Source organism: Demequina lignilytica, assembly GCF_030418375.1.
GTDB lineage: Bacteria > Actinomycetota > Actinomycetes > Actinomycetales > Demequinaceae > Demequina > Demequina lignilytica.
Genome location: NZ_JAUHPZ010000003.1, coordinates 276,682 through 302,386, shown reverse-complemented (window position 1 = coordinate 302,386; position 25,705 = coordinate 276,682). Strand labels below are relative to the sequence as shown.

Here is a 25,705-nt window from a genome sequence, read left to right as displayed (position 1 = left end):
TAATGTGCGACTGTCGAGCACGACCTGCAACCGGAGGCGCCCCGGGCCCTCCGTCCCTGGCGGCCGGCCGGGCCGGGGGTGGAAGAATGACGCGCGTGACGACGACGGCCCCCTCCACCGCCTCCACCGAGCTCGCGGCCGCGCTGGATCGCGCCATCGACGGGGAGGTCGACGCCTCCCCGCGCCGGCGCGCCGAGTACTCGACGGACGCCTCCAACTACCGCATCGTCCCCGCCGTGGTCGCGTACCCGCGGGACGCCGACGACCTGCTCGCCGCGCTCGAGACCGCCCGCGCCGCCGGGGTCGCCACGACCATGCGCGGCGGCGGCACGTCGGTGGCGGGCAACGCGATCGGCCCGGGCGTGGTGCTCGATCTCAGCCGCCACATGAACCGGATCCTCGACGTCGACCTCGAGGCCAAGACCGCGCGCGTCCAGCCCGGCGTGATCCTGTCGGAGCTGCAGAAGCGGGTCGCGAGCGCGGGGCTCCGCTTCGGTCCCGACCCGTCGACCTCGACCCGCGCGACGCTCGGCGGGATGATCGGCAACAACGCCTGCGGGCCGCACGCGGTCGCGTTCGGGCGCACGGCGGACAACGTGGTCTCGCTCGAGGCGGTCGACGGGATCGGCCGCCGCTTCACGGCGGGTGTGCGCGGCGTGGGCGCCGTGCCCGGGCTCGAGGAGCTGGTGACGGCGAACCTCGCGCTGATCCGGCAGGAGTTCGGCCGCTTCTCGCGTCAGGTCAGCGGCTATTCGCTCGAGCACCTGCTGCCGGAGCTCGGCGGCGACCTCGCGCGGTTCCTGGTGGGCTCCGAGGGCACGCTCGCCACCATCCTGGAGGCGACCGTACGGCTGGTGGACGTGCCGCCCGCGCGCCTCACCGCGGCCTTCGGCTACGCGGACATGCCGGCGGCGGCCGATGCGGTGGTCGGGATCCTGCCCCACCGGCCGCAGGCCGTCGAGGGCCTCGACGCCCGCCTGGTCGCCCGCGTCGCGGGCGCGACCGGCCCGGTGCCCGACCTGCCCGAGGGGGCCGGCTGGCTGTTCGTCGAGGTGGGCGGCGAGACCGAGGACGAGGCGCGCGCCACCCTCGCGGCGCTCGCGGCCGACGCGGGCACGTCCGCCTGGCGCGAGGTCGCCGATCCGCGGGAGGCCGCCCGCCTGTGGGCGATCCGCGCGGACGGCGCCGGCCTGTCGGGCCGCACCCCGGAGAACGACGAGGCGTGGCCCGGCTGGGAGGACGCCGCCGTCCCGCCGGAGCGGCTGGGGGCGTACCTCAGGGATTTCGACGCGCTCATGGAGCGCCACGGCGTGGTCGGGCAGCCCTTCGGGCACTTCGGCGACGGCTGCATCCACGTCCGGCTGGGCATCCCGTTGCAGGAGTCGGGCGAGCCGCTGCGGGCGTTCATGACGGACGCCGCCGCGCTGGTCGCCTCCCACGGGGGATCGCTCTCGGGTGAGCACGGCGACGGGCGCGCCCGCTCGGAGCTGCTGCCCGCGATGTACTCGGGCGAGGCGATCGACCTGTTCCGCCAGGTCAAGCACCTGTTCGACCCCGAGAACGTGCTCAATCCCGGCGTGATGGTGGACCCCGACCCGCTCGACGCGCACCTGCGCCGCCCCGCCGCGCCGCGCACCCCGGGCGAGGGCTTCACGTTCCCGCACGACCATGGCGACATGGCCGAGGCAGTCCACCGCTGCACGGGCGTGGGCAAGTGCCGCGCGGACGCGATCGGGTCCGGGTCGGGCTTCATGTGCCCCAGCTACCAGGCGACGGGGGACGAGAAGGACGTGACCCGCGGTCGTGCCCGCGTGCTCCAGGACGCGATCAACGGCACGCTGATCGGCGGGCTGACCGCCCCCGAGGTCCGCGAGAGCCTCGACCTGTGCCTGAGCTGCAAGGCCTGCTCCGCGGACTGCCCGAGCGGAGTCGACATGGCGGCCTACAAGTCCGAGGTGCTGCACCGCACGTACAAGGGCCGCCTGCGCCCCGCGACGCACTACTCGATCGGCTGGCTGCCGCGCTGGCTCAAGGTGATCGGGCTGGTGCCCTCCGTGGTGAACGCGGTGCTGAGGCCGGCGTGGATCCAGCGGATCGCGGTGTCGATCGCGGGCATGGACACCCGCCGCACGCTGCCGCGGTTCGCGAAGCCGTTCCGTGCGACGGAGTTCGCGAAGGAGCGTCGGGGCGACGCGGCTCGGGCGGTGCCCAAGAACTCGCGAGTGGTGCTGTGGGCGGACTCGTTCACCGACGGCATCGACCCGCAGATCCCGACCGCGGTGGTCGAGGTGCTCGAGGACGCCGGCCTCGACGTGGTCGTGGTCGCGGGGGACGCCTGCTGCGGCGTCACCTGGATCTCGACGGGCCAGCTCGACGGCGCCAAGCACCACCTCGAGCACCTGCTCGGCGTGCTGGGGCCGTGGGCGGTCAACGGCGTGCCGATCGTGGGGGTCGAGCCCAGCTGCATGGCGGTGCTGCGCGGCGACCTGGTGGACCTGCTGCCGGAGGACCCGCGCGCCGCCGCCGTCGCGCGCGGCACCTACACGCTCGCCGAGGTGCTGACCGGGCGCTCGCCCGTCAAGCCGCGCGAGGGCTGGCGGATGCCGGACCTGTCCGACGTGACCGCGGTGGTCCAGCCGCACTGCCACCAGTACTCGGTGATGGGCTACGCAGCGGACCGCGAGCTGCTCGCGCGCGCCGGCGCGACCGTCACGGAGACCAGCGGGTGCTGCGGCCTCGCCGGCAACTGGGGCACGGAGAAGGGGCACTACGAGACCAGCGTGAAGGTCGCGGAGAACTCCCTGCTCCCCGCGCTCCGGGAGGCGCCGGAGGGGTCGATCTATCTCGCCGACGGCGTCAGCTGCCGCACCCAGGCCGACGACCTCGCCGACGTCCAGGGCCGCCACCTCGCGGAGCTCATCATGGAACGCCGCCGCGCGGCCTCCCGCTGACTTCTCGCCGGGACACTCAGTACTGCTTTCTGCCGCGCGGTGCGCCGTGCGGGACATCCAGTACTGGTGAGCGAGGATGAACCCATGACCGCACCCGTGCGATTCGCGATCGTGGGCACCGGCTGGCGCACGCGGTTCATGCTGCGGCTCGCCGCCATGGCCCCGGAGCGCCTCGAGCCGGTCGCGATCGTCGGGCGGACCCCCGCCCGCGCACGCGAGGCGCTGGTCGAGGCCCGCCGCGACGCCGCGCCCTTCACCGCGCACCTCGATGACGCCCTGGCCGCCGACAGCCTCGAGGAGGCCCTCGAGCGCCGCCCCGAGTTCGTGGTGGTCGCCGTGCCGTGGGACGTCAGCCCGGGGATGATCGAGAGCATCGTCGGCGCGCGGATCCCCGTCCTCGCCGAGACCCCGCCCGCGCCCGACGCCGCCGGCCTCGCCGCGCTGTGGCGCGCCGTGGGTGGCGCCGGGATCGTCCAGGTCGCCGAGCAGTACACGCGCATGCCCGGCCACGCCGCCCGCATCGCCCTGCTCCGGCGGGGCGCGATCGGCACGCCGCACCACGTGCAGCTCAGCTCCACGCACCTCTATCACGCGGTCTCGCTCATCCGGACGTACCTCGGCTCCGGCGACCCGGCGGCCGTCACCGAGGCGACCGTCAACGCCCGCACCTTCACCGCGCCCATGGTCGACCCGCTGACCCCCGACGGCTGGGTCGGCGGCGACCAGCCGCAGCCGCGCGCAACCATGCTCGCCACCCTCGACTTCGGGGACGGCCGGTCCGGGCTGTACGACTTCGTCGACAACCAGTGGTGGAACCCGTACCTGCACCGTCGGGTCGTCATCCGCGGCGAGCGCGGCGAGATCTCCGACGATTCGGTGCTGCGCCTCACGGCCGACGGCCCCGTCCCCGGGCACCTCGAGCATCGTCGCACCGGGGTGGACCTCAACCTCGAGGGCAACGCGCTGTGGCACACCGCGTTCGACGGCGAGGTGGTCTACCGCAACGCCTGGCACGGGTCGCGGATGTCGGAGGACGACCTCGCCGTCGCCCAGATCCTCGAGGACATGGGCCGGTGGGTCCGCGGCGAGGCGCCCGAGCCGTACCCGCTCGCGCAGGGGCTGTGGGATCACGCGCTGTCGCTCGCGATGATCGAGTCCGCGCGGACGGGCGCCGACGTGCGGGTCCAGGGCGTCGCGTGGGCATGAGGACCGTGGCGGCCGCGGGCGCGCTCGCGGCGATGCTGGTCGCCTGCGCCCCCGCCGATCCCGGAGGCGCCACGCCCGGCCCGTCCGCCGCATCGTCCCCCCTGCGGGTGGCGGTGGTGGGCGACTCGCTGTCCTTCGGCGACTCGTCGGTGTTCACGCAGGAGGGGCTGGGGGAGGGGTCGTACCTGTTCTGGGCGCTCGGGGACGATGCGCTGCTCGCCGGCGGCACGGCCGTCCCGGGCGCGACGTCGCTCCACCAGCTCGAGCGGGTGACGCCCGTCGAGGCGGACGTGCTGATCCTCGCGCTCGGCACGAACGACCTGGCGTGGGGGCTGCCGTTCGGGGAGACCGCGTCGGCGCTGGTGTCCATCGCCGGGGTGGTGGACGCGCCGCGCGTGCTGCTGCTGTCGATCCCGCCGATCTCCGACGACTACGCACTCGACACCACGGCGTACAACCGGCAGCTTCGAGCCCTGGCAGGCGAGCAGGGCTGGGAGTGGGTCGACGCGGCGGCGGCGATCCGCGAGGGTGCCGCGTGGGCGCCGGGCGCGACCGACGACGGCGTCCACTACACGCTCGAGGCCGCCCGGAAGGTGGGCGAGGCGGTCGGTGAGGCGCTGCGTTCCGGTTCGTAACACCGGTCGGCTAGGGTGCCGCGCGTGGGCCGGGGGATGAGGATCGTGATCGCGGGTGCGGTGGTCGCCGCGCTGGCGCTGATCGCGTGCCTCCCGCTGTACGCGTTCCCGGCGAGCGACGAGCCGCGCGCGGTCGACGCGGTCTACGTCATCGGGCCGCCGACGGGCACCCGCATGGCGCTCGCCGAGCAGATGATCGCCGACGGGCTGGCGGACACGCTGGTGGTGTCGCTCGTCGAGGACGATGCGACGGAGCGGGCGGCGATGGAGCGGGCGGCCGAGCTGTGCGACGCCCCCGACGCGTGGGGCTTCACGGTGCTGTGCTCGCAGCCCGAGCCGTTCACCACCCGCGGTGAGGCCAGGTGGATGCGGGAGCTGGTCGAGTCGTATGGATGGGAGTCCGTGGCGGTCATCACGATCCGGCCCCACCTCACCCGTACCCGCGTGATCACGGAGCGCTGCTGGGACGGCGACATCGCCTACATCGACTCGGGCGAGAGCCTCGCGCCGTGGTACTGGGCCTATCAGTTGGCCTACCAGACCGCGGGTTTCGTGAAGGTGGCGCTGCAGGACGGGTGCTGACACGCCGGTGACCGCGGCGCGACTGGGAGCGCTCTCCCCGCACGGTCGACCCGATTCGGCATCCACTCAGGACCTTTGTCCCTTGCTCGCGGCCCGCGACGGATTCGTGCGCAGTGAGCGGCACATAGAGAAAAAGAAAGACAAATCGGACATAGAGGGCTAGAGTCGAGAACGCGATCGCATGACAAACGGAGGGTGTGCGACGTGGAGTGGGGGAGAGTAACCATGTGGGGTCGAAAGATCGCAGTCGGGGTTCTCGCGGGAGCCATCGTCCTGGCGCCGACAGCCGCCTTCGCGGCTCCTGTCTATCCGGCGCCTCCGGCACCGCAGTCCGGAGTCATCCCGAACGATCCGGTCGACGACGAGGTCGTCGACGTCGACGATGAGACCGAGGAGGTCGTCGTCGAGACCAAGAAGGTGACGACCACCACCACGGTGGTGCCGACGCTGTCGGAGACCGGCTTCGACAGCCTGCCGATGGCGCTCGGTGCGGGCGCTCTGCTGGTCGCGGGCGCGGCGACGGTGGTGATCTCGGCCCGCCGCACCTCGACGGGCACCAGGGTGTAGGTCGATGAGCACGGCGCCCCGCGATCGCGGGGCGCCGTGCTCATCCGCCGGGTCGCACGCTGGACGCTGAGGGGAACACGTCATGGCGCTTCTGGACATCGCGCCCGCGGGAGCGGGCACGCGATCCTGGGCGCGCGCGATCCAGCGCCGCATCACCTTCACCGACGTCTTCGTCGTCGCGCTGATCATGGTGGCGGCGCACGGCGTCCGCTTCGGATGGGACCCGTTCGTCGCGCTGGTCGGACCCTCCGGTCCGGCGTACTGGTGGGTGACCCTGCTGGTGTCGGTGCTGTGGGTGCTCCAGCTGGGGTGGACCCGGTCGCGAGATCCGCGCATCCTGGGCCAGGGGCCCGAGGAGTACCAGCGGGTCGGCACGGCCGGATGGCGCACGTTCGCGATCGTCGCGATCGTCGGCTTCCTCACGCAGTGGCAGATCAGCCGCGGCTACCTGCTGTTCGCGCTGCCGGTCGGGACGCTGGTGCTGTTCGGCTACCGCCGCGCCTGGCGGACCTGGTTCCGTGAGCAGCGCGCGCTCGGTCGGCTGCGGCAGCCCGTGGTGATCGTGGGGCCGCAGCGCACCGTCGAGCAGATGATCCGCCGCCTCGCCCGCACCGCGCGCGAGCACAGCTACGAGGTCGCGGGCGTGTGCGTGCACGGCGCCGGCGACGCCGCGCTCGCGGCCGACCTGGCGGAGATCCCTGTGCTGGGCGCGATCGCCGACGCACCCGCCGCGGCCGACCAGGTGGGAGCCGAGTACATCGTGCTCGTCGGCACCGAGGAGGTCTCGCTGAAGGAGGCCCGGCGCCTCGAGTACGAGCTGGAGGACTCGGGCGTCGGGCTCATCGTCGCTCCGACGGTGGCCGACATCGCGCTCCCGCGGGTGGCGGTCAGCCAGGTCGCGGGACTGCCGCTCATCCACGTCGACCCTCCGACGTTCACCGGTCCGTCGCGGGTGCTGAAGGCCGTGGCGGACCGGGTGGGCGCCGCCGCGATCCTGCTGGTGCTCGCGGTGCCGATGCTCGCGATCGCCACCGCCGTCAGGCTGTCGAGCCCCGGCCCCGTGCTGTTCCGTCAGAGCCGCGTCGGCCTCGCGCATCAGCCCTTCGAGATGCTGAAGTTCCGCACCATGTACCTCGATGCCGAGGAGCGCCTCGCCGCGATCATCGCGGAGAACGAGGGCAACGGCGTCCACTTCAAGATGCGGGAGGACCCGCGGGTCACCCGCGTCGGCCGGGTGCTGCGGCGCTTCTCGCTGGACGAGCTCCCCCAGCTCTTCAACGTGCTCAAGGGCGACATGTCGATCGTCGGACCGCGGCCTCCCCTGCCGCGGGAGACCGAGCTCTGGGACCAGGAGGTGGCGCGACGGCAGCTGGTCAAGCCCGGGATCACCGGCCTGTGGCAGGTGAGCGGGCGCGCCGACCTCAGCTGGGAGGAGACGGTGCGTCTGGACCTCCACTACACGCAGAACTGGACGCTGGGGCTGGACGCGATCATCGTGCTGCGTACGGCGTGGGCCGTGCTCGCGGGCCGGGGCGCGTACTGAGGCCTCACGGCGCCCACGGGTGCCCCACCCTTGACACGCGCCGGGGGTGCCCTACTTTTGGGGGCGAGGGCACTGCCGGACGAGGAGCCGGGGCTGGCAGCGGAGGGGGGCTCGTGACGCACGACGCACGGGCGGGTTCGCCATGTCGCCGCGGTCCGCTGCGCCCCGCGCGACGTCCGCGGGCGCGGACGACGGACCTGCCGGAGCCGCGGTGAGACGCGTCAACGGCGCGATCTGGTCGCTCGCCGATGCGGGCCAGGCGTCCCTCGCGACCTTCGCCACGGGCATCCTCGCGCTGCGCGTGCTGGGCGAGGGCGAGCTCGCGCTCTACGCGCTCGTCTTCGCGGCCGGGGTGGTGCTCATGATCGTGCCCCAGCTCGCGGTGTTCACCCTCCAGCGGCTCCACGTCAACCGCCTCAGCGACATCTACCGGCCCCGCTATCGCAACGACCTCCGCCAGGCCGCTCCGCTGCTCGGGCTCGCCGCGGTCGGCGCCTTCGTCGCGGGTCTGCCGCTCCGTGGAGGGGTGAGCACCGGGGTCTTCATCGTGATCTGCGGGTCGGCGGCGGCATGGACGGCCGTGTCCACGTTCCAGGATCACGTGCGCGGCGCGCTGCACGCGTCCCTGCATCACGGCTATGCGGCGGTGGTCTCCACGGTGAACCTCGCCGTGGTGCTGGTGGGGATCGTCGCGGCCGAGTTCGCGACCTCGGCGGGCGACGTCGCGCCGGAGGTGCTGGCGGCCCTCCCGTTCTCGATCCTCGCGCTGGGGAACCTCGCGAGCGCGACCACCGGCATGGTGCTTCACCGGTCGGTGCCGCGCGTGCCCGAGCGTGCGCCGAGCGACTGGCGCGAGTCCGCGGTCGCCAGCGCGCCCGCGCTGATCGCGCACGGAGCGAACTACCTGAGAACCCTGATCATCGCCGGCGTGCTGGGATCCTCGGCGGTGGTCGCGCTGGAGGCGGCACGCATCGCCTCCCAGCCGGTGCTGGTGCTGGGCGCGGGGATGTCCGCGTTCTTCATCCCGACCGCGGTGCGGATGCTCGGCTCCGGCCAGGTGCGCGCCGCGTACCGCCACGTCGCGCGACAGAACCTGGTGGTGCTCGCCTGCGGGCTCGCGTTCTCCGCGGCCCTCGTGGTCGTCACCCCGATCATCGCGACCCTCGCCGACCGCGCGATCCGGGTGCCGCTCGCCGTCGCGCGGGGCGCGGCCGCGACGGTGGGTGCGGTCGCGCAGCCGTACAACGCCGTGAACCTCGCGGCGAAGCGCTACGGACGCGCGGTGACCCTCACCGCACTGTCGGAGGGTCTCGGCCTCGTGACGGTGCTCGCGCTCGCCGTGCCGATCGGCGTGTACGCGATGCCCGCCGGCGCGGCTCTTGCTGGCGCGATGCGCGTGGTCGGGGAGATGATGGCCAGACGCAGGGAGAGTCGCGATGGGGGGGCGACGCAGCGATGATGGAGCGGACCGCCACGGCGCCGGGGCAGCTGCCCCCGCGCCTGCGCGAGCGCGCGCAGTCCCGCTGGGCGCGCGGGTGGACCGAGCCCGCGGGGGACGATGCCCGTGCCGGGTCCGGTGCGGCCCGAGCGGCCCGCGCGGACTGGCCGGCGATGCTCATCGTGCTGGGGCTCCTGGTCCCGGTCGCGTTCGGCCGGTGGGGCAGCTACATCTCCCCGGCCAACGGTCTCGTGTACCTGTCGGACCTGCTGGTGGTGGGCGGGATCGCCGCCGCCGTGCTCGAGTCCCTCATCCGCCGCGGCAGAGGCGAGCGCCGCGCACGGGCGCACGTGCCCATGCTCCTGGTGGCGGTGCTGGCGGTCTGCGTGATGGGCCTCGCCCGCGGCACGCTCGACGCGCCGGAGCTGGTCATCCGCGACCTGGTCCCGATCCTCTACCTGGGCCTGGTGCCCGCGGGCGCATGGGCGGTCAGGAAGCTCGGCGCCCCGCGGGCCTTCCTCTGGGTCCGGCGGGCGCTCGCCGTCCACACCACGTGGCTGCTCGGCGCGCTCGCGGGGGTGCTGCCCACCATCGCGATGCCCTTCGTCGGGATCCCCGTCTTCTCGCTGCGCAACGACTTCGACATGCTGCTGTGCGGCGCGGCGATCGCGGCGTTCGCCCTCGACCGGCGGGCGCGCCCGTGGCTCCGGGTCGCCATGATCGGCGCCAGCGTCACCGCGCTCGCGCTCGCGGGCAGCCGCGCGGGCCTCATCTCCGCGGTGGTGCTGCTCGTCGTCGTCGTCGCGGTGATCCGACCGCTGAAGGGCTCGCCGTACGCGCCGCTGGCGATCGGGGTCGCGCTGATCGGTGTGGTCCCGCTGATCGCGTCCATCGCCGCGATCCTGGCGTCCCCGCCGACGTGGGCGGCGGCTCTCAACCGGCTCATCCCGAACGACAGCGACGCCTACGCCTCGGCCCTCAACACCTGGGATGCGCGGCTCGAGGCGTGGGGGCTGCTCATTGAGCATGCCCAGCTCACTACGACCCGCTGGCTGTTCGGCAGCGGCTTCGGCAGCAGCCCGGTCATCGACAGCGGCGCGATCGCGCATCTCTCGGGAGATCCCAGCGTCCGCGCGGCCCACAGCTTCGTCGTCACCTGGCTCGCGTATGTCGGCGTGGTCGGGACCGCGGTGCTCCTCGGGGTGCTCGTGACCCTCTTCGTGCTCGGGATCCGGAACGCGCGTCGGCCGTCCGCGCCGGTCGCGCTCGGGCTGGGACTCATGACGGGCCTCACCCTCGCCGCGGTCGCGGGAGTGATCCTCGAGTCGCCGTTCGGATACCAGACGTTCGTGGTGGGTGCCTCGCTCGCGCTGCTGAGGCCGGAGCACCTGCCCGGCCCGAGCGGCCTGGGCGACGAGCCCCCTGCGACGTGGAGCCTGCGCCCCGAGGGCCTGTCGCGGTGGCGCATCGGCCCGGCGTCCGTCGAGCCGCACGCCGCCCCCGACGAGGAGGCGCCGACGGAGGCCGCGCCGACGCCGGCACCGGTCGCGGCGCCAGCCCCGGCACCACGCCGGCCCCGTCGAGGAGGGACGGCGCCATGACCGGGGACGACCGCCGGATCCGCAGCGTCGTGTACGCCTACACCTGCGATGACCGCCAGGGCTCGGAGCCCGGCGCCGGTGCGGCGCTCGCGGAGGTCGCCGGGAGGGTGTCGACCGCCACCGTCGTGACCCGCGGGCTCGAGTCGCCCGCGGCCGACGAGGAGCTGCGCGCCCGTCTCGGGGTGGAGGCGGTGGTCGCGCTGCGTCCCTTCGAGCTCGAGCGGCGGCTGCCCCTGCACGTGCAGTACGCCGCATGGTGCGTGCGCGCCGCCCGCTGGACGGCCCGGGAGCGTCGCGGCCGCGCGTTCGACGTCCTCCACCACGCGACCTACGCGTCCGACTGGTTCCTCAACCCGCTCACGTTCCTGCGCAAGCGACCCGGCGAGCGCTGGGTGCTCGGGCCGATCGGCGGCGCGTCGTACCCGAGCGCGGCGCTCGCACGCGAGGTGACCGGGGCGCGCGCGGTCGGGCTCACGGCCCGTCGACTGGCCACCAGCGCGTCACGGCGGCTGTTCATCGGCCCGCTCGCGGCCCGCGTCGACCGCGCGCTCGCGCTCAACGCGGACACGGAGCGGGTGCTGCGCCGCCTCGGGTACGCGACGGTCGACGTCACGTCGAACGCGGTCCTGGACGATGCGGTGGCCGCCTACCGCGTCCCCGAGCGGGATCGCACGGTCGCGTTCCTGGGGCGCGGCGTGGCGTGGAAGGGGCTGCGGGCGGTGCTCGCCGCCGCCCGCCACCTCCCGCCGGACGTGACCGTCCACGTCGCGGGCCCCGACACGGACACCCCCGAGCACCGTGAGCTGGCGCAGGACGCCGCCTGCCCCGTCGTGTTCCACGGGCGCCTGAGCCGGCCCGAGGCGCTGGCGCTGATGGCCCGGTCGGGCGCGCTCGCCCTGCCGAGCCTGCACGACTCGGCGCCGTGGGCGGCTGCCGAGGCGGCCGAGCTCGGCGTGCCGACGGTGTGCCTGCCGCTGGGCGGCGTGCCGTTCATGGCCGGACCCGCGGCCGTCACGGTCGACCCCGAGGGCGACGGGACGCTCGCGGAGCGGCTCGCCGCCGCCCTCCTGCGCGCGATCGACCTGCACCCGCCGGTCGAGCCGCGGTTCACGGTGGACCGCATGGTCGAGACCATCGGCGGCGCCTACGGCGGCGAGACGGTGCGTCGATGAGGGTCCTGGTCGCGTTCAACGACTACCTGGAGGCCGGCGGCGAGCGGTTCTCGGTCGAGACCGAGGTCGCCGCGCTGTCCGCCGCGGGCGCCGACGTCGAGGTGCTCCGCGTCGACAACACGGGCCTGCGGGACGGCGGGCTCGCGGACCGCGCGCGCAGCGTGCTCGGAGATCCCGCGCTGCTCGCCGACCTGGCGGAGCGCCTCGACCGGTTCCGCCCGGACGTCGTCCATGCGGAGAACCTGTTCCCCCAGCTCGGCGCAGGCGCGATCGAGGCGGTCGCGTCCCGCGGCATCCCGTGGGTGCGCACGTTCCGGAACTACCGGCTCGCGTGCGTCGGGGGCGACCTGCGGCGCGACGGCGGCCCGTGCACCCGGTGCGGCGATCTGAGAACGCGGCTTCCCGGCATCGTCCACCGCTGCTACCGGGGCTCCCTCGGGGCGTCGCTCGGGGCGACCGTGCAGGTGTCCCGCGACGCCCGCGCCATGCGGAGCCACCCGCCCGCGGCGCACCTCTTCGTGAGCGACTTCATGCGCGGCTCGCTCGCGGGAGCGCTCGGTGCCGACGTGCCGGCCCACGTGGTGCCGAACGCGGTCGACCTGCCCGAGCCCGACGCCGTGCCGTGGCGGGATCGCGCCTACGACGCGGTGTACGTGGGCCGCCTGTCGCAGGAGAAGGGCCTGCCGCTGCTGCTCGAGGCGGCGCGGGCGCTGCCGCATCGGTCCTTCGCGGTGGTCGGCACCGGTCCCCTCGCGGACCAGGTCGAGCGCGACGCGCGCGAGCTGCCGCACGTGCGCGTGCTCGGCCAGGTGGCCCACGACCGCCTCGCCGAGGTGGTCGCGGACGCGCGCACGGTGGTGGTGCCGTCGCAGTGGGACGAGCCGTTCGGGCGGGTGAGCATCGAGGCGCAGCGGATGGGTGCGGTGCCCCTGGTCTCCGACCGCGGCGGCCTTCCCGAGACGCTCCCGGCGAGCCACCGCGACCGGCTGGTCGTGCCCGCCGCCGAGCCGCGCGCGTGGGCGGACGCCGTCGAGGCGGTCGCCTCGTGGTCGCCGGAGGAGGCCGCCGCCTTCGCGTCCGAGGCGGCGTCGGCGTGGGAGCGGGACTACTCGCCCGCGGCCCTGGCCGGCCGCCTCATGGAGATCTACCAGGAGGCTTGCGGCCCGCGCGGATAGGATCCGGCGGCGATCCGCCCCTGGCCCGTCGCGGCCGCGGCGCGTCCGAGATGTCCGAAAAGCCCTTGTTCTCCCTCGGGCGGATGCGTAGCATCGCACGCATGGGGGAACTGGTATCGGTGATCATGCCCGTGTACAACGGGGAGGACTTCCTGGGCGCGGCGATCGACAGCGTGCTGGCCCAGACGCATACGGATCTCGAGGTGATCGTCATCGACGACGGCTCGCAGGACGGGACCGTCGCGCTGGTCGAGGCGATCGAGGACCCGCGTGTGAGATGCCTCAAGCAGCAGAATCAGGGGGTGGCGGCCGCCCGCAACACGGGCATCGCGAACGCCCGCGGGTCGATCATCGCCTTCCTCGATCATGACGATGCGTGGGTCCCGGACAAGCTCGAGCTCCAGCTGGAGATGATGCGGGAGACCGGCGCGGTGCTCGTGGGCGCCCTGATGACGTACCTGGGGCCGCGCGGTCCGATGGCGGCGCGGGCGGGGGAGATCGCGGATGGCCAGCGCACCAAGATCGCGGAGGCGCGGCTGATGCCCTTCCCGCCGTCGTCGATGATCGTGCGGCGGGACGTGCTCGAGCAGGCCGGCCCCTTCGACGTCGAGCTCAACCACAACACCGGTCCGATCGACGATCTCGACATGGTGGCGAAGATCGCGCGCCTGGGCGACGTGGTGACCTACCCCGAGCCGCTCGGCTTCTACCGCGTGCACGGTGCCGCGAACACCTTCGCCAAGTTCTTCGAGATGCAGCGGGGCACCCGTTACCTCCAGGCGCGCTTCGACGGCGAGCTCGACTGGGACGAGTGGAAGGCGGCGAACCCGGCCACCTCGGGCGAGATCCGCCTCGACAAGGCGAAGTTCTACTACCGCCGCGCGGGCTTCGCCTACGCGGGAGGCAAGTGGGTCGACGCGGCCGTGAGCGGGGCCACGGCCTTCGCCCTCGCGCCCAAGTACGTGGTGACCCGCAGCCGACGTCAGATGTCCTGAGGCCGCATCGGGCACAGGTAGCGGGGCGGACGCTCTGTTCAGAGCCGGGGGCCGGTGCCTACACTGAGGAATGGCCATCGGTGGCTGAGGGGGACACATGGGGCTCGTCGACTACGCGCGAATGCTTCGCGCGCATTGGCTCACGATCGTGCTGCTGACACTCGTGGGGGGTGCGCTCGCGTACGCGTGGGCCCTGTCCCAACCGCAGGTCTACACCGCGTCGGGCTCGGCGGTGCTGACCGCCGGCGTGGCCGAGGACCTGGAGACAGCGGAGCTGGGCGACCGGTACGCGAAGTCGTTGGTGAGCAGCTACCTCGACGTCGCCCGCTCCCAGAAGGTGGGCGAGTACGCCGCCGACGAGCTCGGCATCACCGTCAGCGCGGGTGCGCTCACGAGCCGAGTCTCCGTCTCCAGCCCGTCGGACAGCGCCACCCTGCGCTTCTCGGCGACGGGTCCGACGCCGGAGGCGGCGCGCGACCTGGTCTCGGCGTGGATCGCCGGCACCGCGGCGGTGGTCGCGGAGATCGAGACCGGCGGCTCGAGCTCCGCGGAGTCCGTGGTGCGTCTCGAGGTGCTGGACGAGCCGGGCCTTCCGACGTCCCCGTCCAGCCCGAACATCCAGCGCGCGGTGGTGCTGGGCATCCTCGCGGGTCTGGTCGTCGGCGTGGGCGTCGCGTTCGTGCGGGGCGCCCTCGACCGGAGGCTGCGCCGTCGCGAGGACGTCGAGCGCGACTTCGACCTGCCGGTGCTCGGCACCGTGCCGCTCGTGCGGCAGCTGAGCAGGTCCGGCAGCACCTTCGGCGGGGAGACTCCTGTCATGAAGGAGGCGCTGCGGGCGCTGCGCACGAACTTCCAGTTCATCGACATCGACCGGCCGCCGCGGGTGATCGTGGTGACGTCGTCGCTGATGGGCGACGGCAAGTCGACCATGGCCTACATGCTCGCCGACGTGCTCGCCGCGCTGGGCAAGGACGTGATCCTCGTGGACGCGGATCTGCGCCGGCCCCGGCTCGCGCAGTACCTCGGACTCGAGGGCAGCCTGGGTCTCACCGACGTGCTCGTGGGTCGCGTCGACCCGCTCGACGTGCTGCAGGACTACGGCCCGACCGGGCACCTCTCGATCCTGACGGCGGGGCAGGTCCCGCCGAACCCGTCGGAGCTGGTCGCCTCGGACGCCATGAAGACGCTGCTGTACTCGTTCCCCGAGGACACGGTGGTGCTGGTCGACACGCCGCCGCTGATCCCCGTGACCGACGCGGCCGTGCTCGCCGCGCGCACCGACGGCGCCCTCGTGGTCGCCCGGGCCGGCCGGACCACCGTCGACGTGCTGGACCGCGCGCTCGCGAGCCTCGACCGGGTCGACGGCCACCCGCTCGGGGTGATCCTCAACGGCGTCACGCTCAAGGGGATCGACAAGGCGGCCTACGCGCGCGAGTACGCCGAGCCCGAGGAGACGCAGTCCGGCGGCGAGTCGTGGGTGAGCCGCTTGCGCGCCCGCCTCGCCGGGATCGGCGAGCCTGCCGCCGAGGTGGTGGAGGAGGCGGACCTGGAGAAGGCGGACCTGGACGAGCCCGGCGCGGCCGATGGTGACGATGCGGCGGTGGCCACGGACGCCGACGATGCGCTGGCCGCTGCCGCGGACGGCGACGACGAGGTCGCGCTCGACGGCCCCGTCGAGGAGAGCGAAACCGAGGACGATGACGCCCCGGTCGGCTCGACCCTCGCGGACGAGGTCGACATCGACGACGAGATCGACGCCGAGGACGAGTGGGTCGCGGACGGCGACGATGCGGTCTCCGACGCCCTCGACGACGAGCTGCTGGCCGAGGACGGCTGGGACGACGACGATCGCGAGGCCGACGCCTCGCGGCGCTCCGAGCAGCCGGCGCCCGCCAACAGCGAGGCGTAGCACCGCCGACGAACCTCCAGCATCGTCGCTGGTCCGACCCCTGTCGGCGATTCGCCCCTTATGGCATGATTGTCCGTATCTGACCAGTGGGACAGCTGAGGGGGCGTCTGCACATGGAAGCTGAGCGGGTACTTGTCACCGGTGGTGGGGGTTTTCTGGGGTCGCATCTGATCGATCGGCTGCTGGATGCGGGTCATGAGGTCTTGTGCGTGGACAACTTCTTCACGGGGTCGCGTGCGAATGTGCGGCACGTGCTCAACCATCCGCGGTTCGAGCTGATGCGTCACGACGTGACGTTCCCGCTCTACGTCGAGGTGGATCGGATCTACAACCTGGCGTGTCCGGCGTCGCCGATCCACTATCAGCGGGATCCGGTGCAGACCATCAAGACGTCCGTGCTGGGCGCGATCAACATGCTGGGCCTGGCCAAGCGGCTCCACATCCCGATCCTGCAGGCGTCGACGTCCGAGGTGTACGGCGACCCCGAGGTCCATCCCCAGACGGAGGAGTACTGGGGCAAGGTCAACCCGATCGGGATCCGCTCGTGCTACGACGAGGGCAAGCGGGCCGCAGAGACCCTGTTCTTCGACTATCACCGTCAGAACGGTCTGGACGTGAAGGTGATCCGGATCTTCAACACGTACGGTCCGCGGATGGACATGAACGACGGCCGGGTGGTGTCGAACTTCATCGTCCAGGCCCTCCGGGGTGAGCCCATCACCATCTACGGGGACGGGAACCAGACCCGCTCGTTCTGCTACGTCGACGACCTGATCGACGGCATGATCCGCCTGATGGGCACCGAGCCGGGATTCACCGGGCCCGTGAACGTGGGCAACCCGGTGGAGTTCACCATGAAGGAGCTCGCCGAGGCCGTGATCCGTCTCACGGGATCGGACTCGACCATCGAGTACCGGCCGCTGCCGCAGGACGACCCTCGACAGCGCAAGCCCGACATCTCCCTCGCAGGCGAGAAGCTCGGCTGGCAGCCCCACGTCCCCCTCGAGGACGGCCTCAAGCCCACCATCGACTACTTCCGGAAGTTGGTGGAGGCGTAGGACGCGACGCGACGGCCCGCCCGGATCTCCGGGCGGGCCGTCGCGTGCTGTACGTCTGGAGCGCGGGCGATGCCGCTACGCGTGCCGGCGGCGCTCCCGCCACATGATGCGCTCCCAGTCGATGATGCCGGTGGTGTAGCGCTGCCACAGCCGCTTGGGCTCGGAGGCGAAGCGGAACAGCCACTCGAGCTTGGTTCGGCGCATCCACAGGGGCGCGACGGCCTTGGTGCCGGCGACGAAGTCGAACGCCGCGCCCACGGCCGCGGTGGTCACGCCCAGCTTCTTCGCGACGCAGGTGGCGACGATGTCCTGCTTGGGCGTGCCCAGGCCCACCCACACGATGTCCGGGGACGCCACCTCGATGCGGGCGAGCAGCTCGGGGGCGCAGAGCTCGTCGGCGGTGCCGAACGGGGGAGCGAGGCGCCCCGCGATGATCGCGCCGGGGTACCGCTCCGCGACCACGGTGGCGAGCTTCGCGAGGGTCTCGTCGTCGGCCCCGTAGAAGAAGTGGCGCACGCCGGCGACGCGACCGCGGTCGAGGACCTCCTCGAAGAACGAGGGTCCGCGCACGTGCGAGTCGCGTCCGCCCCGGCGGCGCTGGACCGCATCGGCGACGGGGCGACCGTCGGCGAAGTTCTCGCCGCTGCCGTTGAGCAGGGCCTTGTACTCCGGGTCGCGGTCCGCCAGCACGATGCACCAGGTGTTAGTGAAGCGCAGGCACGTGCCGTCGTGAGCCTCGGCGTGCAGCAGGGCGTCGTCGACAGCCTCGTCGAGGCTGGCGGGCGCGATCGCCACGCCGCCGATCGTCATGCTCGGAGCCACGGTCATCTTGTCCCCCTCAGGAGCCTTCACGCTCCTGGCGGTCCCTCCCCCAGGTGGCGCTTGTGGTGCGCTATGTCCGCTTTCGCGGCCTTTGCGCACTTCAGAGGCTACACAAGTGTGACGAAAGTCACTAGAGGGAGAAAACGGACACTGCTAATGAGGCGGCGCCGCCGGCCCGGGTGCGGGAGCGGCGGGGCTCAGCCGCGCAGCCAGGCGCCGATCTCGCGGGCGGCGCCGCGGATCATCGTGTAGGACTCGTGATACGCGTCCTGGGAGCGCCGGTAGGGGTCGGGCACGTCGCTGAGGTCGAAGTCGGCGAGGATGTGACGATGCGCGGCGATCGCCGCGGGGAGCGAGGCGAGCCGCTCGGACACCGTGGTGCCGGTGAGCGTGGCACCGGTGCCGGCGGCGGCCGCGACCTCCGCGAGGGTGAACGTGCGCTTGAGCGCGCCCGGCGCCGTCTGGACGGCGAGCCGCCGATGGTCTCGCGTCATGGTGATGATGACGTCGGCGTCCCGCATGACGGATTCGGTCAGGAGCGCGCCCTGGTGGGCCGCGCCGTCGATGCCGTCGGCGGCGAGCTCGGTGAGCATCGGGTCAGGGATGCCGTGACCCACCAGCGCGTGGGTGCCCGCGCTGGCGACGGTGATAGCGTCACCCAGCTCGCGCTGCAGCAGCAGCTCGGCGGCGGGCGAGCGGCAGATGTTGCCGGTGCACACCGTGAGGACCGTGGGCATGGTGTCCCTTCCGAGCTCGAGCCGTCGCGTCGGGGTCACGCTATCAGCGGGTGCCAGGCGGGGCCCTCCCGTTTCCGCGGCGGCGCACGTAGATTGGGGTGTGGACACGGCTGGGGGAGGCCTCGTGGATGCGGACGATGCGGCGTCTGGGGACGGCTCCGTGCGCCCGGCTCCGTCGGGGCCGCCCCAGGAGCGCGGGCTCGGCGCGCTGACGCTGGCGATCCTCGCGGTCCCGGTGGTCGCGCTGGTGGCGCTTGTGGTGGCGTTCGGGGTCGACGCGATGACGCTGCGGACCGCTGCCGCTGATCTCGAGACCCGGGCGAGCGCGGCGCAGGACGCGCTCGCGGCGCGCGACGCTGCCGCGCTGGAGGCCCAGGTCGACGCGCTGCAGGAGGCGGCGCGTGACTTCACGGGCGCGACCGACGGGCCGCACTGGTGGATCGCCACCCACCTGGTGGGCGTCCGTGACCAGGCCGTGCCGCTGGTGGCGGCGGGTGCGGCGGCCGCGGTCATCGCGGACGACGTGCTCGCGCCCCTCGCGCAGGCGGGGGACCTCGGGGCGCTCAGCACCCCCACAGTGACCGACGGCCGCATCGATCCGCTGCTGCTCGAGCCGTACCGCCCCGCGCTGGCGACGGCCGCGGAGGCGCTCGACGCCCAGGTCGAGGCGCTGGCGGCGGTCGAGATCGCGGGCACGGTCGACCTGATCCGAGAGCCCTTCGTCGCGCTCGAGGCGCAGGTCGGGGAGCTCGCGGCGACCGTCGACGCGGCGCATGCGACGGCGGAGCTGCTGCCCGCCATGCTGGGGGCGGACGAGCCGCGCACCTACGTGGTGGTGGTGCAGAACAACGCGGAGCCGCGTGCGAGCGGCGGCATCCCCGGCGCGTTCATCGAGCTCACGGCCGACGACGGGCGCCTCTCCACGGGCGCGGTGGTCCCGGCGTTCTCGCTCGAGGTGCCGGATCAGGTCGCCCCGCTCACCGGCGATGAGCTGACCCTCTACACCGAGCGGATGGCGATCTTCCCCCAGGACATCAACTTCACTCCCGAGTTCCCGCGCGCCGCGGAGCTGGCGGCGGCCTTCTGGGCGCGTGGCGGCGGCGGGGACGTCGACGGCGTGCTGTCGCTCGATCCGGTGGCGCTCTCGTGGATGCTCGGGGACGCCCCGCCGGTCGAGGTGGACGGCATCACGCTCGCGGGCGACACCCTGGCGGAGACCCTGCTCAACGGGACCTACTACGCGTTCGAGACGCCGCGGGAGCAGGACGCGTTCTTCGCCGATGCCGCGCGGGCCCTGTTCGGACAGCTCCTCGCGGGCACGGGGAGCGCGGTCGACGGCGTCAGCCGCGCGATCGACGCCCACCGGTTCATGCTCTGGTCGGCGCACGAGAACGAGCAGGACCTGCTCGCCGACCTCCCGATCTCGGGGGACTTCCTCGAGGACCGGGACGCCCTCGGGGTCTTCCTCAACGACGGCTCGGGCTCGAAGATCGGCTACTACGTCGACACCGGCATGGCGGTGACCGACCTGCGGTGCGCGGACGGATCCGTCGGCGGTCAGTCGGTCGAGGTGACGCTGACCCACACCTACGACGGCGACGTCGCCGACCTTCCCGACTACGTCGGCGTCGGGGGCGGGTTCGTGCCGGCGGGCCAGTTCCACGCCAACGTGATCATCTACCCTCCCGACGGCATGCGCGTCGCGGAGGCGTGGCAGGACGGGGACCCCGCCTCGGTCGCCGTCAACAGCCACGACGGTCGCCAGACGGTGACCGCTCGCGTGGTGCTCGATCCGGGCGACCAGGCCGTGCTGGAGTTCCGCTTGGAGCCTCGCACCGCGGGCCTGGTGTCCGGCGACGCCTGGTTGACCCCGGGCCCGCGGGCGGTCGACGTCGAGCGGGTCACCGCGGCGGCGACGGGGTGTTGAGCGGCTACTTCTTCCCGGCCTTCGCCGGCTCCTCGTCGCCGTAGACGTAGCCGTAGCGGCCGTAGCCGTACGCGTCCGGCCCGCGGGAGGGCAGCATCGTCAGGACGAGACCCGACACCGGCGCCCCGACGGTCTCGAGTGCGGCCACGGCCGAGTCGAGCTGCGGCGCGTGGGTCTTGCCTGCGGCGACGATCAGCACGGTGCCACCGACCAGGCGCGCGAGCACGGCGGCGTCGGTCACCGGGAGAAGCGGCGGGGCGTCGTAGAGCACCACGTCGAAGCGCTCGTCCAGGTCCGTGATCAGCGACGCCATCAGCGAGGAGCCCAGCAGCTCCGACGGATTCGGCGGGATCGAACCGGCGGGGAGCAGGTAGAGGTCGGTGCGTCCCCAGCGCTGGATCGCATCGTCGAGCGAAAGGCGCCCGATCAGCACGTCGGTGAGCCCGGTGCCGGCCTCGATGCCCATGTAGGACCCCATCTTGGGGCGGCGCAGGTCGGCGCCGACCAGCAGGACCCGTGCCCCCGCCTCGGCGAGTGTGATCGCGAGGTTCGCGGCCGTGGTCGACTTGCCTTCGGAGGGGATCGACGAGGTGATGACGAACGACCTCGAGGACCGCTCCGCGTCCAGGAACTGCAGGTTCGTCCGGAGTGTGCGGAAGGACTCCGCGCGCGGCGACTTCGCGTCCTCGTGGACGATGAGGGGGCGCGACTTCGCCTTCGGGTCGAAGACGATGCCGCCCAGTACCGGGGCATCGACCACGCGTTCGAGGTCGCGCTCGTTGCGGATGCGCGTGTCCAGCGTCGCGCGCAGCAGCGCGATGCCCACGCCGATCGCGAGCCCGAGCAGCAGGCCCAGCGCCACGTTGAGCGTCTTGTTGGGTGACACCGGCACGTCGGGCACCTCGGCGGCCTGGACCAGGGTGAGCGAGACCGGCGACCCCTCGCCCGAGTCCGTGGTCTCGATGTCCTCGACCACGTCGATCAGCTGGTTCGACGCCTCGGTGGCGAGCGACGCCGCGAACACGGGGTCGGAGTCGGACACCGAGATGTTGATCACCGACGTGTTGAGCGGAGTCGAGGCCGAGAGTCGCCCGCGCAGCGACGCGACGGACGTCTCGATGCCGAGGGAGTCGATGGTCGGCTGCAGCACCGCGGAGGTGGTGAGCAGGTCGGCATAGGTCTTGACGCGCTGCTGCGTGAAGTTCGACCCGGTCGCCAGGTCCGACACGGTCGACGCCCCCGAGGTCGAGACGAAAACCTTCGCCGTCGCGGAGTAGACCGGCGTCGAGAGCAGCGAGTACGCGAATCCCGCGCCCGCGCCCAGCGCCGTCAGCAGGACGATGAGCAGCCAGTTCTTCCTCAGCACCCTGAGGTAGTCGTGCAGCTCCAAGTCATCCCCCTGAGGAAGTCGCGGTTCGGGAGGCGCGACGCACGCCAGAATCGCACCGCCGCCTATCCTTCCACGGCCAGAGTGAGAAGTTTCACGCCTGTACAAGTGAGGTCGGTCACGGCGGCTAACGTGGTCCCCATGACTGTCAAGGGGGGCAGCGCGGGCGTGAGGGCGTCCGCGCAGCGGATGTATGGCTCGCGCGGCTGGGCCCGCAAGTACGAGAGCCGGCTGTTCGCGTCCGACGTGACGGTGGTGACGCTGACGATGATCCTCGCGCACGCCGCCCGCTTCGGCTGGGACCCTTTCGCGCCCGTCGCCGGCGCCCAGGGCAAGCACTACTGGCAGGTCACCGTCGCGATCGCCGTCTTGTGGGTACTCAACCTCGGCTGGACCCGCTCGCGCGACCCGATGATCCTCGGCCACGGCCCCCAGGAGTTCCAGCGCGTGGTGCTCGCCGGGTGGCGCGTGTTCGCCATCGTCGCCGTGATCGGCTTCCTCACGCAGTGGGACGTGAGCCGCGGCTACCTGCTGTTCGCCATCCCGCTCGGCACCCTCGCGCTGCTCGTCTACCGTGCCGCGTGGCGGCAGTTCATCCACGCGCAGCGCGACAACGGTGAGCTGCTCGCCCAGGTGATCGTGGTAGGACCGACCATCACCAGCGGCCAGATGATCCGCCGCATCCGCCGCTCCCGCCGCGCCGGCTACAACGTGATCGGCGCGTGCCTCCCCGCCGGGCACGAGTTCCGCGATGAGGACCTGGCGGACGTCCCGCTGCTCGGCAGCCTGGACGATGCGGCGCAGGTCGCGATCGACCACCAGGCCGAGTTCGTGCTTCTGTCGGGCACCGATGCGATGAGCCTCAAGGAGTCCCGCGAGCTCGGCTGGGCGCTCGAAGGCACCGGGATCGGTCTGATCGTCGCGCCGGCCATGGTCGACGTCGCCGGCCCGCGCGTGTCCATGTCGCCCGTCGAGGGACTGCCGCTGCTCCACGTCGACATCCCGAAGTTCGAGGGCGGTCAGTACTACGCCAAGGAGATCGCCGACAAGGTGACCGCCGGCGCGCTCCTCCTGCTCGGCGCCATCCCCATGCTGATCGTCGCCGCGCTGATCAAGCTCACCAGCCCGGGCCCCGTGTTCTTCCGCCAGGAGCGCATCGGCCGCAACCTGGAGCCGTTCGCGATGCTGAAGTTCCGCTCCATGTACGTCGACGCCGAGGAGCGGCTGATCGCCCTGCGTGAGAAGGAGCGCACCGAGGGCAACGAGGTCCTGTTCAAGATGAAGGACGACCCGCGTGTCACCTCGGTGGGCCGGGTTCTCAGAAGGTTCAGCATCGACGAGATCCCCCAGCTCCTCAACGTGCTCAAGGGCGACATGTCGCTGGTGGGGCCCCGCCCCCCTCTGCGCCGGGAGGTCGAGCAGTGGGACGAGCGCATCGCGCGCCGCCAGCTGGTCAAGCCCGGCATCACCGGCCTGTGGCAGGTGAGCGGACGCAGCGACCTCAGCTGGGACGAGTCCGTCCGGCTTGACCTCTACTACACGGAGAACTGGTCGCTGGCGGGCGACCTCATCATCATCCTGCGCACCGTCGGCGCGGTCCTCGCGGGCCGCGGGGCGTACTGAGATCTCCCGGCTACGCTGAGCGACCATGGCGAGACCCCGGCACGCGCGAGTGGACGATGCGCGTCGCGGTACCCGCCGCACGGTCACCTTCTGGGTGGTGCTGGTCCTCGGGATCGGGCTGGTGCTGATCGCCGCCGCGTTCGTGGTCGACGGCGTTCGGCTGCTCGGATCGAAGGATGCGCTCACGCAGCACGCTGCGGCGGCCAAGACCGCTCTGCTGGAACGCGACGCGACCGCGTTGAGCGCTGAGGTCGCCGAGCTTGAGGCCGCGGCGCAGACCTTCGCGGGAGCGACGAGCGGTCCGCACTGGTGGATCGCCGCGCATCTCCCATGGGTGGAGGATCAGGCGGTGCCGCTCATGGCCGCTGGGAAGGCGGTCGACGCGGTGGCCCGCGAGGCCCTCGCGCCCCTCGCCGGCCTTGGCAGCCTCGACGCGCTCGAGGCGCCCGCCTTCGAGGATGGCCGCATTGATCCCGACACGCTCGAGCCCTACCGAGAGACGCTGGCGCAGGCCGCCGAGGCGCTAGATGCCCAGCAGACGGCGCTCGCGGACGTCGACATCGCGGGCACCATCGACGCCGTCGCCGGCCCGTTCGTGGAGCTCCGGGAGCAGCTCGAGACCGTCGGCGGAATCGTTCAGGGCGGTCACGTCGCCGCGGAGCTCCTGCCAACGATGCTCGGTGGTGACGAGCCCAGAACCTACCTGGTGATGGTCCAGAACAACGCCGAGCCGCGCACCACCGGCGGTATCCCGGGTGCGGTGATCGAGGTCACGGTCGAGGACGGCCGCATGACCCAGGGCCGGTACGCCTCCGCGAGCTCGATGGTGGTCCCCGACGGAGTAGGGGGACTCACGGACGATGAGTTGCGCATCTTCTCCGAGCGCATGGAGATCTACCCCCACGACGTGAACTTCACCCCCGAGTTCCCCCGGTCGGCCGAGCTGATGACCCGCTTCTGGGCGGCCGAGTTCGACGAGACCGTGGACGGCGTGCTCAGCGTCGATCCGGTCGCGCTCGGCTGGATGCTCGCCGGGGCCTCGCCCACCGAGATCGCCGACTTCACTCTGACCAGCGACAGCCTCGCGGACGTCATGCTCAACCAGGCGTACTTCGCGTTCGAGGACCCGGCCGAGCAGGACGCGTTCTTCGCCCGCGCGTCCGCCGAGCTGTTCGGCCGCATCGTCTCGGGCGAGACCAACGTTCTCGGCGGGGTCGAGCGGGCCATCGAGGCGGGCAGGTTCATGATCTGGTCAGCGGACGGCGGCGAGCAGGAGTTGCTCGCCACGACGCCCGCGGCCGGCGCCTTCCTTGAGAGTGACGATGCGCTCGGCGTCTTCCTGAACGACGGTTCGGGCTCGAAGATCGGCTACTACGTCGACACCGCTACCACGGTGACGAACCACCTGTGCACCGACGGATCGCTCGCGGGCCAGACCATCGCGGTGACGCTGACCCATACCTACGACGGCGACGTCGCGGATCTGCCGGAGTACATCTCGGGTGGTGACGTCTACGTCCCGGCGGGCGAATTCCATGCCAACCTCCTCGTCTACCCGCGTGGCGGGACGGGTGTGACCAAGGTCACCGAGGACGGCGCGCAAGCGGGCCTCAACCCGGAGCAGCAGGAGGGGCGCACCGTCGGAACCGTCAGGGTGGTGCTCGAACCCGGACAAAGCGTGACCTACACCTTCGAGATCGCCGCCTCGCAGGCGGGCCTCCTGCCCCCGGTGTACGTCGATACCCCTGGTCCGAAACCTAATGTTTACGAGGCGGCGACCGATAGAGTCGCTGAGGGCTGTTAGCATTCACGTGGAAATCAATGGTGGCTTTGAGGGGCTGCCGCGCGCTGGGAGGCATTGAAATGATTCGTAAGACCATCGCCGCACTTGCTCTGGCGGGCGCGATCGTGCTCGTTCCCGCTGCGGCTCAGGCGGCTCCGGTGACCTACCCGGCGTCCGAGTACTCCATCACCTGCTCGGTGACCCAGGTGGAGACCGGCCGGACCTTCGAGTGCACGGTGACCGGACCGAACGGCGGCACCCTCGAGCTCCGCGTGACCCTCCCGAACGGGAGCGTGCTGACGATCGCGCCGACGTCGTTCACCACCGACAGCGCCACCTTCTCGCTGACCGCTCCGTCCGAGCTCGGCGTGCTCGGCGTGACCGCGGTCTCCGAGGGCTCGACCGTCGGCACCGCTACCGTCGACGTCGTCTCGACCTCGACGGGCACCACCGACACGGACGGTCTCGCCTCGACCGGTTTTGAGAACACGGGCCTCGCGATCGGCGCGGGTGCCCTGCTCGTCGCCGGTGCTGCCACCGTCTTCGTCGCCGCGCGTCGCCGCCAGCTGCAGGACGCGTAGGCATCCACCAACG

The 25,705-nt window shown here is 72.3% G+C and carries 20 protein-coding genes; 17 read left to right on the top strand and 3 right to left on the bottom strand.

The window, feature by feature from the left end:
* Positions 1 to 86: 86 nt before the first annotated feature.
* From QQX13_RS07515 to QQX13_RS07455, 13 genes are all read left to right on the top strand, one after another.
* Positions 87 to 2,951: an FAD-binding and (Fe-S)-binding domain-containing protein gene (locus QQX13_RS07515; RefSeq protein WP_301152999.1), complete on the top strand. Its 2,865-nt coding sequence runs from the start codon at positions 87 to 89 to the stop codon at positions 2,949 to 2,951.
* 84 nt (positions 2,952 to 3,035) lie between these two features.
* A complete protein-coding gene (locus tag QQX13_RS07510) occupies positions 3,036 to 4,157 on the top strand; it encodes a Gfo/Idh/MocA family protein (protein WP_301152998.1) in 1,122 nt (373 codons plus the stop codon).
* Entirely contained in the window at positions 4,154 to 4,792 is a 639-nt protein-coding gene (locus QQX13_RS07505) for an SGNH/GDSL hydrolase family protein (RefSeq protein ID WP_301152997.1), read from the top strand. The genes QQX13_RS07510 and QQX13_RS07505 overlap by 4 nt, the downstream gene beginning before the upstream one ends.
* A 36-nt stretch (positions 4,793 to 4,828) precedes the next feature.
* Complete coding sequence (locus tag QQX13_RS07500) at positions 4,829 to 5,374, top strand: YdcF family protein (RefSeq protein WP_301152995.1); 546 nt, start codon at positions 4,829 to 4,831, stop codon at positions 5,372 to 5,374.
* A 225-nt stretch (positions 5,375 to 5,599) separates the two neighbouring features.
* Entirely contained in the window at positions 5,600 to 5,941 is a 342-nt protein-coding gene (locus QQX13_RS07495; RefSeq protein WP_301152993.1) for a hypothetical protein, read from the top strand.
* A gap of 82 nt (positions 5,942 to 6,023) precedes the next feature.
* Positions 6,024 to 7,484 (top strand): sugar transferase, encoded by a 1,461-nt coding sequence (locus QQX13_RS07490; RefSeq protein WP_301152992.1) that lies wholly within the window; start codon positions 6,024 to 6,026, stop codon positions 7,482 to 7,484.
* A gap of 211 nt (positions 7,485 to 7,695) precedes the next feature.
* Entirely contained in the window at positions 7,696 to 8,943 is a 1,248-nt protein-coding gene (locus QQX13_RS07485; protein WP_301152990.1) for an MATE family efflux transporter, read from the top strand.
* A complete protein-coding gene (locus QQX13_RS07480) occupies positions 8,940 to 10,523 on the top strand; it encodes an O-antigen ligase family protein (RefSeq protein WP_301118665.1) in 1,584 nt (527 codons plus the stop codon). Before QQX13_RS07485 ends, QQX13_RS07480 begins: the two co-directional genes overlap by 4 nt.
* Complete coding sequence (locus QQX13_RS07475) at positions 10,520 to 11,695, top strand: glycosyltransferase (protein ID WP_301152988.1); 1,176 nt, start codon at positions 10,520 to 10,522, stop codon at positions 11,693 to 11,695. Before QQX13_RS07480 ends, QQX13_RS07475 begins: the two co-directional genes overlap by 4 nt.
* Entirely contained in the window at positions 11,692 to 12,870 is a 1,179-nt protein-coding gene (locus QQX13_RS07470; RefSeq protein ID WP_301152986.1) for a glycosyltransferase, read from the top strand. Before QQX13_RS07475 ends, QQX13_RS07470 begins: the two co-directional genes overlap by 4 nt.
* A gap of 101 nt (positions 12,871 to 12,971) precedes the next feature.
* Positions 12,972 to 13,865, top strand: a complete 894-nt coding sequence (locus QQX13_RS07465) for a glycosyltransferase family 2 protein (RefSeq protein ID WP_301152985.1) — start codon at positions 12,972 to 12,974, stop codon at positions 13,863 to 13,865.
* Positions 13,866 to 13,962: 97 nt separating this feature from the next.
* Positions 13,963 to 15,774 (top strand): tyrosine-protein kinase domain-containing protein, encoded by a 1,812-nt coding sequence (locus tag QQX13_RS07460; RefSeq protein WP_301152983.1) that lies wholly within the window; start codon positions 13,963 to 13,965, stop codon positions 15,772 to 15,774.
* A gap of 113 nt (positions 15,775 to 15,887) precedes the next feature.
* Positions 15,888 to 16,832, top strand: a complete 945-nt coding sequence (locus QQX13_RS07455) for a UDP-glucuronic acid decarboxylase family protein (protein ID WP_301152982.1) — start codon at positions 15,888 to 15,890, stop codon at positions 16,830 to 16,832.
* A 75-nt stretch (positions 16,833 to 16,907) separates the two neighbouring features.
* Here QQX13_RS07455 and QQX13_RS07450 read toward each other — a convergent pair whose 3' ends face one another.
* Positions 16,908 to 17,660 (bottom strand): WecB/TagA/CpsF family glycosyltransferase, encoded by a 753-nt coding sequence (locus QQX13_RS07450; protein WP_301152980.1) that lies wholly within the window; start codon positions 17,658 to 17,660, stop codon positions 16,908 to 16,910.
* A 191-nt stretch (positions 17,661 to 17,851) separates the two neighbouring features.
* Positions 17,852 to 18,430 carry an arsenate-mycothiol transferase ArsC gene (locus QQX13_RS07445; protein WP_301152979.1) on the bottom strand — a complete coding sequence of 193 codons (579 nt, stop codon included), beginning with the start codon at positions 18,428 to 18,430 and terminating at the stop codon, positions 17,852 to 17,854.
* Positions 18,431 to 18,491: 61 nt separating this feature from the next.
* Between QQX13_RS07445 and QQX13_RS07440 the strand changes: the two genes are divergently transcribed.
* The gene (locus QQX13_RS07440; RefSeq protein ID WP_301152977.1) at positions 18,492 to 20,318 is read left to right on the top strand and encodes a DUF4012 domain-containing protein; all 1,827 of its coding nucleotides are present in this window, start codon (positions 18,492 to 18,494) and stop codon (positions 20,316 to 20,318) included.
* A gap of 4 nt (positions 20,319 to 20,322) precedes the next feature.
* Here QQX13_RS07440 and QQX13_RS07435 read toward each other — a convergent pair whose 3' ends face one another.
* Positions 20,323 to 21,708, bottom strand: a complete 1,386-nt coding sequence (locus QQX13_RS07435; RefSeq protein ID WP_301152975.1) for a tyrosine-protein kinase domain-containing protein — start codon at positions 21,706 to 21,708, stop codon at positions 20,323 to 20,325.
* A gap of 138 nt (positions 21,709 to 21,846) precedes the next feature.
* Here QQX13_RS07435 and QQX13_RS07430 point away from each other — a divergent pair, with 138 nt between their 5' ends.
* Genes QQX13_RS07430 through QQX13_RS07420 form a run of 3 tightly spaced genes read left to right on the top strand, consistent with a single transcriptional unit; the run spans position 21,847 to position 25,692 of the window.
* Entirely contained in the window at positions 21,847 to 23,328 is a 1,482-nt protein-coding gene (locus QQX13_RS07430; protein WP_301152973.1) for a sugar transferase, read from the top strand.
* A 25-nt stretch (positions 23,329 to 23,353) separates the two neighbouring features.
* A complete protein-coding gene (locus tag QQX13_RS07425) occupies positions 23,354 to 25,132 on the top strand; it encodes a DUF4012 domain-containing protein (protein ID WP_301152972.1) in 1,779 nt (592 codons plus the stop codon).
* 59 nt (positions 25,133 to 25,191) lie between these two features.
* Positions 25,192 to 25,692 carry a hypothetical protein gene (locus tag QQX13_RS07420; RefSeq protein ID WP_301152970.1) on the top strand — a complete coding sequence of 167 codons (501 nt, stop codon included), beginning with the start codon at positions 25,192 to 25,194 and terminating at the stop codon, positions 25,690 to 25,692.
* Positions 25,693 to 25,705: the final 13 nt, after the last annotated feature.